The organism is Arthrobacter sp. Y3225116 (assembly GCF_059091245.1).
The window spans coordinates 1-10,417 of sequence record NZ_JBNHGL010000095.1; the positions used below are offsets into that span (position 1 = coordinate 1).

At 69.9% G+C, this 10,417-nt stretch carries 10 protein-coding genes; 5 read left to right on the top strand and 5 right to left on the bottom strand.

Going from position 1 to position 10,417, the window contains the following annotated elements; genetic code table 11:
- Nucleotides 1-145: 145 nt before the first annotated feature.
- The 4 genes from AC5RV2_RS10320 to AC5RV2_RS10335 are packed head-to-tail and all read right to left on the bottom strand — an operon-like array spanning nt 146 to nt 3,542.
- Nucleotides 146-1,177, bottom strand: coding sequence for a branched-chain amino acid ABC transporter permease (locus AC5RV2_RS10320; protein WP_494092249.1), 1,032 nt, complete (start codon nt 1,175-1,177; stop codon nt 146-148).
- Complete coding sequence (locus AC5RV2_RS10325; protein WP_494092250.1) at nt 1,174-2,058, bottom strand: branched-chain amino acid ABC transporter permease; 885 nt, start codon at nt 2,056-2,058, stop codon at nt 1,174-1,176. Before AC5RV2_RS10325 ends, AC5RV2_RS10320 begins: the two co-directional genes overlap by 4 nt.
- 3 nt (nt 2,059-2,061) lie before the next feature.
- Nucleotides 2,062-2,775, bottom strand: a complete 714-nt coding sequence (locus AC5RV2_RS10330; protein ID WP_494092251.1) for an ABC transporter ATP-binding protein — start codon at nt 2,773-2,775, stop codon at nt 2,062-2,064.
- Nucleotides 2,772-3,542: an ABC transporter ATP-binding protein gene (locus AC5RV2_RS10335; protein WP_494092252.1), complete on the bottom strand. Its 771-nt coding sequence runs from the start codon at nt 3,540-3,542 to the stop codon at nt 2,772-2,774. The genes AC5RV2_RS10330 and AC5RV2_RS10335 overlap by 4 nt, the downstream gene beginning before the upstream one ends.
- Before the next feature lie 233 nt (nt 3,543-3,775).
- On the opposite strand from AC5RV2_RS10335, the gene AC5RV2_RS10340 reads away from it, so the two are divergent.
- Nucleotides 3,776-5,446 (top strand): CocE/NonD family hydrolase, encoded by a 1,671-nt coding sequence (locus AC5RV2_RS10340; RefSeq protein ID WP_494092253.1) that lies wholly within the window; start codon nt 3,776-3,778, stop codon nt 5,444-5,446.
- A 79-nt stretch (nt 5,447-5,525) separates the two neighbouring features.
- On the top strand, nt 5,526-6,878 hold the full coding sequence (locus tag AC5RV2_RS10345) for an aminomethyl transferase family protein (RefSeq protein ID WP_494092254.1): 1,353 nt from the start codon (nt 5,526-5,528) through the stop codon (nt 6,876-6,878).
- 81 nt (nt 6,879-6,959) lie between these two features.
- Here AC5RV2_RS10345 and purU read toward each other — a convergent pair whose 3' ends face one another.
- Entirely contained in the window at nt 6,960-7,856 is an 897-nt protein-coding gene (gene purU / locus AC5RV2_RS10350) for a formyltetrahydrofolate deformylase (RefSeq protein ID WP_494002189.1), read from the bottom strand.
- Nucleotides 7,857-8,044: 188 nt separating this feature from the next.
- Between purU and AC5RV2_RS10355 the strand changes: the two genes are divergently transcribed.
- From AC5RV2_RS10355 to AC5RV2_RS10365, 3 genes are all read left to right on the top strand, one after another.
- Nucleotides 8,045-8,779 carry a PIG-L deacetylase family protein gene (locus AC5RV2_RS10355; RefSeq protein ID WP_494092255.1) on the top strand — a complete coding sequence of 245 codons (735 nt, stop codon included), beginning with the start codon at nt 8,045-8,047 and terminating at the stop codon, nt 8,777-8,779.
- Complete coding sequence (locus AC5RV2_RS10360) at nt 8,776-9,471, top strand: 4-carboxy-4-hydroxy-2-oxoadipate aldolase/oxaloacetate decarboxylase (protein WP_494092256.1); 696 nt, start codon at nt 8,776-8,778, stop codon at nt 9,469-9,471. The genes AC5RV2_RS10355 and AC5RV2_RS10360 overlap by 4 nt, the downstream gene beginning before the upstream one ends.
- Nucleotides 9,461-10,417: 4-oxalomesaconate tautomerase (locus tag AC5RV2_RS10365; protein WP_494092257.1), on the top strand; the 957-nt coding region annotated here is incomplete at its 3' end. The genes AC5RV2_RS10360 and AC5RV2_RS10365, both read left to right, overlap by 11 nt.

Here is a 10,417-nt window from a genome sequence, read left to right on the forward strand (position 1 = left end):
CGGCCGCAACCGCTGAGCGCGAGCGTTAGGGCTGCCGCGGCGGCCACGGCACCCGTGGCGCCGCGTCCGATATGCCGTGTTCGCATTGTTCTCTCCTTAGCCTTGTGGGCCTTGTGCTGGATCGGTGGGCCGGCACCCTGCCGGCTCACATCGCGGTGGTGGTCGGGGTCTGGACTTCCGGGCCGGTATCGGGAGCCTTGACGGCGGCCTCGGGCTCCGCGCGTCTGCGGCGCATCCGCCGCAGCAGCGCCGGCAGGGTCACCAGCCCGCCGGGGGCCAGGAACAGGATGACCAGCAGGGCGGCGCCGTAGATGATCGGCGTGTGCGAGGCGTCGATTTGCCCGGCCAAGACCGGAATGAAAACGAAGAAGACTCCGCCGAGCAGGGAGCCGACGATGCTGGCCGACCCGCCGATGATCATCGCCGCCAGCATGTTGATGGAGACGACGAAGCTGAGGGTGGCCGGGGACATGTACTGCACGGCGGCCAGGTAGAGGAAGCCCGCGAGCCCGCCGTACAGGGACGCGACGGTGAACGCGAGGACCTTGTACCGGTAGTTGGAGACGCCCATCGCGGTGGCCACGGCCTCGTTCTCGCGCACGATGGCGAAGGCCCGTCCGATCCGGCCACGGGTCAGGTTGGCCGCCAGCACGAAGAGCACGGCGGCGATGCCGAGCACCACGTAGTACCGCCACTGGTCGTCGGCCAGGCCGCTCCAGTCCGGGGCATTCATCCACTGCACCGTGATGCCGACGGAGCCGCCGGTGAAATCGTCCAGCCGCTTGGCCAGCCGGTCCGCGATGATCGGCAGCGAGATGGTGACCATGGCCAGCGAAACACCGCGCAGCCGGACCGCGGGCAGGGCGACCAGGAAACCGACGACGGCGGGGATCAGGGCGGCGAGCACGAAGGTCAGCAGCACCGGCCAGCCCTCGGTGACGCCGTACGCGGTGACGTAGGCGCCCAGCCCCACGAACGCGCTCTGGCCCAGCGAGATCTGCCCCGCGTAACCGGTCACGAGGTTGAGCCCCAGGATCGCGACGGCGAAGGCGGCCACCACGGTCAGCTGGTAGTTCACGTAGGGAATCAGCTGCAGCGGCGCCAGGACCGCCAGCACCACGACGACGACGGCGGCGGCGATCCGGAACCAGCGCGAGGCGAACACCTTGCGCCTCATACCCGCACCACCTCCTTCTGCCCGAAGAGGCCCTGGGGCCTGACCAGCAGCACGATGAACATGGCGATCAGCGGCACGGCGATCTTGAGGTCGTCGCCGATGAAGCCGATGTAGGCCCCGGCGAGGTTTTCCACCACGCCGATCAGGCCGGCGGCGACCACCGCGCCCAGCGGGCTGTTGAGGCCGCCGAGGATGGCGGCTGCCAGGGCGTAGACCAGCACCTGGTCCAGCATGTGCGGGGACAAGAAGACCTTCGGGGCGATCAATACGCCCGCGATGGCGCCCAGCACCGCGGCCAGGGCCCAGCCCACCATGAGCAGCCGGCCCACCGGGATGCCCGAGAGCGCGCTGGACTCCGGGTTGTCCGCCACCGCCCGCAGGGCCAGGCCGAGCTTGGTTTTCTTGAACAGCAGCTGCAGGGCCAGCACCACCAGCAGCAGCACCACGATGTTGCCCAGCGACTGATAGCTGATGAAGGCCCCGGCGACCTGGAAGGTGCCCAGCGGGAAGAGGGAGGGGAACTGCTGGGAGTTGTAGCCCCAGAACAGGCCGGCCAGCCCGGTGAACAGCACCAGCAGGGCCACCGTGACGATGATGGCGGTGTCGGGCAGCCCGCGCTCGAAGCGCCGCATGATCAAACGCTCCACCCCGGCGCCCAGTGGCGCGGAGACCAGGATGGCCAGGGGAATGGCGAGCGCCGGCGGGACGCCTGCCTGCCACAGGGTCCAGGCCAGGAAGGTGGAGAAGACCGCCATGGCCCCCTGCGCAAAATTGATCAGCCCGGTGGCCCGGTTCACCAGCACTAGGGCCAGCGCCAGGGCGGCGTAGATGGCCCCGTTGCCCAGGCCGTCGATGATGAGCTGCAGGAACAGTGAATCCACGGCTCACCCTCCCAGGTACGCTTTGCGGATGGCGTCCAAGCCCATGAGCTCTTCGCGCGGCCCGGACAGCACGGTGTGCCCGGTTTCCAGCACCGTGGCCTCGTCCACGATGGAGAACGCCAGGGCGGCATTCTGTTCCACCACCACCATCGACAGCCCCGTCTCGGTGCGCAGCTTGGCGATCGCCTCGTAGACCTGGCTGGCCGTGCCGGGCGCCAGCCCCAGGGACGGCTCGTCCAGCAGCACCAGTTTGGGCCCGGACATGAAGGCGCGGCCGATCGCGAGCATCTGCTGCTCGCCGCCGGACAGCGCGGCGGCGGGAGTCTTGCTCCGCGCCGCGAGCTGCGGGAAGAGATCGAAGTAGTGGTCGCGGTCGGCGGCGACGCCGCGCTGGTCCTTGCGCCGGTAAGCACCGACCAGCAGGTTGTCCTGCACGCTGAGGTTGGCCAGGGTGCCGCGGTCCTGCGGCACATGGGCAATGCCCAGCCGGGCCACCTGGTCGGGCCGCATCCCGGTGATCCTGCGGCCATCGAAGGTGATGTCCCCGCTGGTCTTGACCAGGCCGCTGATGGTGCGCAACGTCGTGGTCTTGCCGGCACCGTTGGCCCCGAGGATGCCGGTCGCACCGCCGTCGGCCACGCTCAGGCTGATGCCGTGCAGCGCCACGGCCCGGCCGTACCAGGCGCGCACGTTGGAGAGTTCGAGGAGGCCCGTCACGCCGCCCCCTGCCCGAGGTACGCCTCGACCACGCGCGGATCCTGCCGGACCTCGGCCGCCGTGCCCTCCGCCAGCTTCCGCCCCTGGTTGAGCACGGCCAGCCGGTCCGTCACCGCGGCAATCAGGCCCATGTGATGTTCGACGACGACGATGGTCAGCTCGAATTCCGCGCGCAGGTTCCTGATCCAGCCGATCAGGTCCTCGACTTCCGCATGGGAAAGCCCGGCGGCCGGCTCATCGAGCAGCAACAGCTTGGGCTGGCTGAGCAGCGCCCGGCACAACTCCACCCGCTTGCGGAAACCGTGGGCGAGCTCGCCCGCCGGCAGGCGGGTGGCCCAGTCCAGGTCCAACCGCGCCAGAACGTCATGGGCCTGCCGCCGGAGCGCGCGCTCGCCGCGGACGGCGTGCGGGAGCCGCAGCGCCCAGGACAGCGCGCCGCCGGACAGCCGCGAGTGGCCGCCGAGGAGCACGTTGTCCAGCACCGTTTGGTCCAGCTGCAGCGCGGGATGCTGGAACGTGCGGGCCAGTCCCATCCGCGCCAGGGCGGACGGTGCCCGGGAGAGGACGTCCGCGCCGTCGATGCCGATGGATCCCGACGACGGCTTGTAGTGCCCGCTGACGCAGTTGAACAGGGAGGTCTTGCCGGCGCCATTGGGGCCGATGAGCCCGAAAACCGTCGACGGCTCCACCTCGAAGGAAACGGAATCCAACACCTTGATGCCGCCAAAGTGCAGAGAAACATCCTCAACGGTCAGCCTGGCCGTCATGGCCGCACACTCTCTGCCATTCGCCACATGGATTCAACGCTTCCTGGAGGCGGGAGACTGCTCGATTCCGGCGCCGCTGGCCGGTGGTGCTAACAAGAATGTTGACATTGAAGCTAACGATGTGATCTATCTCATGTCAAGGTCGTGATGCGAACGTTATGGCCCGCCGCGGGGCAGGCGAAACAGCACGCGTTCGGCGGCGGCCACGGCTGCACCGCGGAAAGGCGGACACGATGTCTGGGTCCATCCCGTATCTCTTCAGGGGACACCGTCACGCTCCGGAAGAGCGCGGCGGCCGGCCGCCCCAGCCGCGGACCGAACAGCTGCCCGGCATGGTCATCGAGCGGGACGTCGCCGTGGCCGCCTCGTCCGGCGCGGTGATCCGCGTGGATGTCTACCGGCCCGACGGCGCGGAGCCCGCCGCCCCGCTGGTCAGCTGGTCGCCCTACGGAAAGCACATCACCGAGCAGCTGGGCGTCGTCCGCCCCACCAGCGGGGTGCAGGCCGGATACACCAGCGAACTGACGACCTTCGAGGCGCCGGACCCCGCCTACTGGGTGCCGCACGGCTACGCCGTCGTCGTGGCCGACATTCCGGGCACCTGGTACTCCGAGGGCGCGGCCACCTACTGCTCTCCGGAGGAAGCCAGGGACTTCTACGACCTGATCGAGTGGGCCGGCGGGCAGGCATGGAGCAACGGCAAGGTCGGACTGTCCGGCGTCTCCTACCTGACCGTGTCCCAGTGGCGCGTGGCGGAGCTGAACCCGCCGCACCTGGCCGCGATCAACCCCTGGGAAGGCTGGACCGACACCTACCGGGAAGTGGCGCGGCACGGCGGCATCCCGGAAACGTGGTTCTGGCCCTACATCTGGGAACGCTGGGGCTACGCCACCGGCCCCATCGAAGACCTGGAAGCCGAAACCGCCGCGCATCCGTTCTACGACGACTTCTGGGAGTCCAAGAGCGCCGACCTGGAGAAGGTCACCGTGCCGGCGTTCGTCGTCGCCAGCTGGTCGGACCAGGGGCTGCACACGCGGGGGACGCTGGAGGGCTTCCGCCGGATCGCCTCCGAGGAGAAATGGCTGTACGTGCACGGCCGGAAGAAGTGGGCCGAGTACTACCGCCCCGGCATGGTGGAGCAGCAGCGGGCCTTCTTCGACCGCTTCCTCCACGGGCGGGACGGCGGCCTGGCGGACTGGCCGCGGGTGCGGCTGGAGGTGCGCGACCGCTTCTACGAGGGGAGCACCTACGCTGCCGCGGATTGGCCGGCTCCGCAGACCCGGTACCGCACCCTTTACCTCGATGCCGCGGCCGGCTCGCTCGTGGACGAGCCGCCCGCCGCAGAAGCCGCCGCCGGCTACGACTCGCTCGGCAGCGGGCTGCGGCCGCACCGGGCGGAATTCAGCCTCGCCTTCCGCGAGGAGACCATGCTCGTGGGCCACGCCAAGGCCGTGCTCTTCCTGTCCGCGCCGGACGCCGGGGACCTGGACGTCTTCGTGGCGCTGTTCAAGAAGGACCGGGACGGCACGGTGGTCGGGTTCCCCTACTACGCCATTTTCGACGACGGCCCCGTCGCCGTGGGCTGGCAGCGCGCCTCCCACCGCGAACTCGACCCGGACCGCTCCACCGACTACCTGCCGGTGCTGGCCCACCGGCGGGCCCTGCCGCTGCCCCAGGACGGCCCGGTCCGGCTGGAGATCGAGATCCTGCCCTCCGGCACCCGCTTCGAGCCCGGGGACACCCTGGTCCTGGTGGTGCAGGGGTCCGACGTCATGCGCTATCCCAAGCCCGACCTCTACGCCCGGCACGAGGACTCCGTCAACCGCGGGGAGCACCGCATCCACACCGGCGGGCAGTCCGCCTCGCACCTGGTGATCCCGGTGTTTCCCGAGACCCCCGGCTAAACGAAACGGCCGCCGCCCGGGCCGCCAAGCCGCGGCCGACCGTCCGGCCGCGGAACCAGATCACCGAACGGAGAAGAACATGCCTGCCGAAAACCTCGAAGCGGCCATCCAGCGCACCGGCAACCCGGTGGAGCTGCTGCGGAACCTGCCCGCGCCGCCCATCGTCTTTCCGATCCAGCCGGAGTTCACCAACTGGCGGTCGGAGCAACGCGCCTGGGACCGGTCCGTCGCCCTGCTGGACCAGTCCCACCACATGACCGACCTGTTCCTCGACGGGCCCGACGCCCTGAAGCTGCTCAGCGACCTGGGCGTGAACAAGTTCGCCAACTTCCGGCCGGACACGGCGAAGCAGTTCGTCGCCGTCAACGAGGACGGCCACCTGATCGGTGACGCCGTCCTGGCCTGCCTGGCCGAGGGCAGCTTCAACCTGGTGGGCCACCACATGGTCGTGGACTGGGTGCAGTTCCATCTGGAGAAGGGCGGCTACGACGCCACCGCCGAGCGCGACGGCAACTCCCTGGTCCGGAAGGGCAACCCGAAGATCTACCGGTACGAGCTGCAGGGGCCACAGGCGCTTCCGCTGGTGGAGAAGCTCACCGGCGGGCCGGTCCCCGACGTGAAGTTCTTCCACATGACCGGCTTCACGATCGCCGGCTGCCGGGTCCGGGCGATCCGGCACGGCATCGCCGGCCAGGCCGGGTTCGAGATTTTCGGCCCGTGGGAGGAGGGCGAACGCGTCCGCCAGGCCATCCTCGAGGCGGGCGAAGAGCTTGACCTGCGCCAAGTGGGCGCAAAGGCCTACTCCACCTCCCCGCTCGGCTCCGGATGGGTGCCGACGCCGGTGCCCGCCATCTTCAGCGGGGACCGGCTCGCCGACTACCGGAAGTGGCTGCCGCTCGCTGCCGCCGGGTCGCTCGGCGGCAGCTTCGCCTCTCCAAACATTGAGGATTACTACCTGACGCCGTGGGATTTGAACTACGGCCGCGTGGTCTCCTTCGACCATGACTTCCTGGGCCGGAGCGCCTTGGAGCGGATGCGGGAGGACCCGGTCCGCGAAAAGGTCACCCTGGTCTGGAACAGCGACGACGTGGCCGGCGTGTTCAGGTCGCTCGGCGAGGACGGGCTGCCGGCCAAGTACTTCGACATGCCCAAGGCCCGCTACGCGTTCTACCAGGTGGACCAGGTGCTGGCAGGCGGGGAACCCGCCGGGCTGTCCTTCGACTGCGGCTATGCGGCCAACGAGCAGGCCTTCCTCTCGCTGGCCACCGTGGAGAAACGGCACAGCGCACCGGGCACGGAAGTCACCGTGCTCTGGGGCGAGGAGCCCAATACCCGCAAGCCCCAGGTCGAGCCGCACCGCCAGGTGGAGATCCGGGCGACGGTCGCCCCGGTGCCGTACGCCGACTTCGCGCGGAAGACCTACCGCTCCTGAGCCGGGCGAGCGGCCACGTCGTCGACGATCTACGGGCCGGCGGCGGCGGCCGCAACGTGGCCCGGAGGCGCCGTAAGCCTGCTAGAACACGATGGTGCTGTTGCCGTCGCGCAGCACCCGGTCCTCGCAGTGGGCCATCACCGCGCGGGACAGGACGCTGCGTTCCACGTCGGCGCCCAGCCGGGCGAGGTCTTCGGCGGAGTCGCCGTGCGAGACCCTGATGACGTCCTGGTCAATGATCGGCCCCTCGTCCAGGTCTTCCGTGACGTAGTGGGCCGTGGCCCCGATGAGTTTGACCCCGCGCTCCTTGGCCTTGCGGTACGGCGCCGCGCCGATAAAGGCGGGGAGGAACGAGTGGTGGATGTTGATCACCGGGACGCCCACCTCCTCCAGGAAGCCGGGCGAGATGATTTGCATGTACCGGGCCAGGACCACCAGGTCCACGTTGCCCTTCAGCAGCTCCAGGTGGCGCCTCTCCGCCGCGGCCTTGTCGTCCTTGTCCACCGGCACGTGGAAGTAGGGGATCCCGAACTGGCGGACATCGGAGCTGAGGTCGGGATGGTTGGAGACGACCATGGCGATGCTCACCGGCAGCTCGCCCCGCCGCTGCCGCCAGAGCAAGTCCAGCACGCAGTGGTCGGACTTGGACACGAAGATCGCCACGCGCTTCTGCCGGCTGACTTCCACCAGCCGCCACGACAGGTCCGGGTCCCCGGACAGCTGCTGCTCCAGGCTGTGCGCCAACTGCTCCACCCGGGCCGTCAGATGGGGCAGATGGAAAACCGTCCGTTGGAAAAACCGGCCGCCTTCCGGATTGGTCGAGTGCTGATCGAGCGAGACGATATTGGCGCCGGCCTCGGTCAGGAGGGTGGAAACGCTGGCGACGATGCCCGGCCGGTCGGTGCCCTGAACGATCAACCGCCCCTGGTCTTCTACCGACGGCGCTCCTGCCGGGGGCTTCTGCGGGTAGGTAGTCATGGCGCCCTGCCTTCCGAGGGCTCGCAGTTTGTTGCCAACAATTTAGCAGGCCCGCGCCCCGGAGGCTCCTGGTCGGCGGGGCCTATTTTGCCGGTCTGGCGGCGCCCGCGGGAAGTGGAACCAGAATTGTTGACGATTCTGGTTCCCGGTGGTTGACTTCCCCTAGGACAACGACCCCGGGAGGACCTTTGAGCGAGACCGAGCCGGCCCTGTTGGTGGTCAGCGCGCACGCGGGCGATTTTGTCTGGCGGGCCGGCGGCGCCATCGCCGCCGCGGCACAGCGCGGGGAACGCGCCGTCGTCGTGTGCCTGTCCTACGGCGAACGCGGCGAGTCCGCCAAGGCCTGGCGCGAGGGCAAGGAACTGGAAGAGATCAAGGCGATCCGCCGGCAGGAGGCGGAGAACGCCGCCGCGGCGCTCGGCGCCGAGGTCCGGTTCCTGGACGCCGGCGACTATCCGCTGGTGCCCACGCGGGAACTGGTGGACGAGTTGGTCAGAATCTACCGCGAGGTCAAGCCCACGGTGGTGCTGACCCATCCGCTGGCCGACCCCTACAACGGGGACCACCCGGTCGCGGCACGGATGGCGCTGGACGCGCGGGTGCTGGCGCAGGCCATTGGCTACGACGCCCCGGGCGACCCGCTGGGCGCCCCGCCGGTGTTCTTCTTCGAACCGCACCAGCCGGAACAAAGCGACTTCAAGCCCAACGTGCTGCTCGACATCACGGCGGCCTTCCCGGCCAAGCGCACGGCGATGGAATGCCTGCCGGCGCAGCAGCACATGTGGGACTACTACACGGACCTGGCCACGCGCCGCGGCGTGCAGGTCAAACGCAACGCCGGCCCCAACCTCGGCTTCCCCACGGACACCAAGGGCGAGGCGTACATGCGCTACTACCCCCAAGTGACCGGCACGCTGGCATGAGAAACGTCATCGTCACCAACCCGCCCCGCGCCGAGCTGGCCGACGCCGACGCGCTCGCAGGCTTCGGCGTCGCCACGGTCCACGAGGCGATGGGCCGCACCGGCCTGGCCGGCCCGCAGTTCCGGCCGATCCAGTCCGGCGTCCGGGTGGCCGGCACCGCCGTCACGGTGCTTTGCTGGCCCGGCGACAACCTGATGGTCCACGCGGCCATCGAGCAGTGCCGCCCCGGGGACATCCTGGTGGTCACCACGACGTCCGAATGCAGCGACGGCCTGTTCGGCGAACTCTTCGCCACCGCCCTGCAGTACCGCGGCGTCCGCGGCGTGGTCACCAGCACCGGGGTGCGCGACGTGGCCGAACTGCAGGCGATGGGCTTCCCCGCCTGGTCCGCGGCCGTCCACGCCCAGGGCACGGTGAAGGCGAGCGCCGGGGCGGTCAACGTTCCCATCACCCTGGGCCGGGTCACCGTCCGGCCGGGCGACGTGATCGTGGCCGACGACGACGGCGTGGTCTGCGTGCCGCGGCTGGAGGCACCGGCAGCGGTCGAGGCTTCGCAGGCGCGCCTGGACAAGGAGGAGAAGACCCGGTCCCGGTTCCAGGAGGGGACGCTGGGCCTGGACTACTACGGTTTGCGGCCGGTGCTGGAGAAGCTCGGCGTTCAGTACGTGGCGGCCGAGGACTATGACGGCTGATCACGACGGCGATGCCCGGCCCCTGGGCGCGGCCGCACCTTCCGGAGCCGGCGGTGACTACGACCACGGCGTCCGCTGCATGCTGATGCGCGGCGGCACCTCCAAGGGCGCCTACTTCCTGGCCCGGGACCTGCCGGCGGACAGCGCCGACCGCGACGACCTGCTGCTGCGGATCATGGGCAGCCCGGACGCCCGCCAGATCGACGGCATCGGCGGGGCGCACCCGCTGACCAGCAAGGTGGCGGTCATCTCCCCGTCGGTCGGCGACGAGACCGACGTGGACTACCTGTTCCTGCAGGTCGCCGTGGACGAGGCGACGGTCACGGACAGCCAGAACTGCGGCAATATCCTCGCCGGCGTCGGACCCTTCGCCGTCGAACGCGGCCTGCTTCCGGCGCAGGGAACCACGACGGCGGTGCGCATCCGGATGGTGAATTCGGACAGCAGGGCCACGGCCACCTTCCCGACGCCCGGCGGCCGGGTGGACTACCGCGGGGACGCGGCCATCGACGGCGTGCCCGGTACGGCCGCCCCGGTCACCCTGGACTTTGCCGACACGGCCGGATCCTCCACCGGGGCGCTGCTGCCCACCGGGCGGGAGGCGGACGTGGCGGACGGCGTCGACGTGACCTGCGTGGACAACGGCATGCCGTCGGTCCTGCTGCGCGCGGCCGATCTCGGGGTCACCGGCTACGAGGATCCGGCCGAACTGGAAGCCGACACCGCCCTGGCCGACCGGCTGGCCGGCATCCGACGGGAGGCGGCGAAGCTGATGGGCATGGGCGACGTGTCCGGCAAGACCGTGCCGAAGCTGGTGCTGCTCTCCGCGCCGCGGAACGGGGGCACGGTCAACACCCGCAGCTTCCTGCCGGTGCGCTGCCACACGTCCCTCGGCGTGCTCGGCGCCACCACCGTGGCGGCCGGCATCCAGCTGCCGAACGCCGTC

Excerpts from the sequence above, each read along its gene's own strand:
- AC5RV2_RS10320 (WP_494092249.1), bottom strand. The coding sequence starts at position 1,177 with ATGAGGCGCAAGGTGTTCGCCTCGCGCTGGTTCCGGATCGCCGCCGCC.
- AC5RV2_RS10335 (WP_494092252.1), bottom strand. The coding sequence starts at position 3,542 with ATGACGGCCAGGCTGACCGTTGAGGATGTTTCTCTGCACTTTGGCGGC.
- AC5RV2_RS10340 (WP_494092253.1), top strand. The coding sequence starts at position 3,776 with ATGTCTGGGTCCATCCCGTATCTCTTCAGGGGACACCGTCACGCTCCG.
- AC5RV2_RS10345 (WP_494092254.1), top strand. The coding sequence starts at position 5,526 with ATGCCTGCCGAAAACCTCGAAGCGGCCATCCAGCGCACCGGCAACCCG.
- purU (WP_494002189.1), bottom strand. The coding sequence starts at position 7,856 with ATGACTACCTACCCGCAGAAGCCCCCGGCAGGAGCGCCGTCGGTAGAA.
- AC5RV2_RS10360 (WP_494092256.1), top strand. The coding sequence starts at position 8,776 with ATGAGAAACGTCATCGTCACCAACCCGCCCCGCGCCGAGCTGGCCGAC.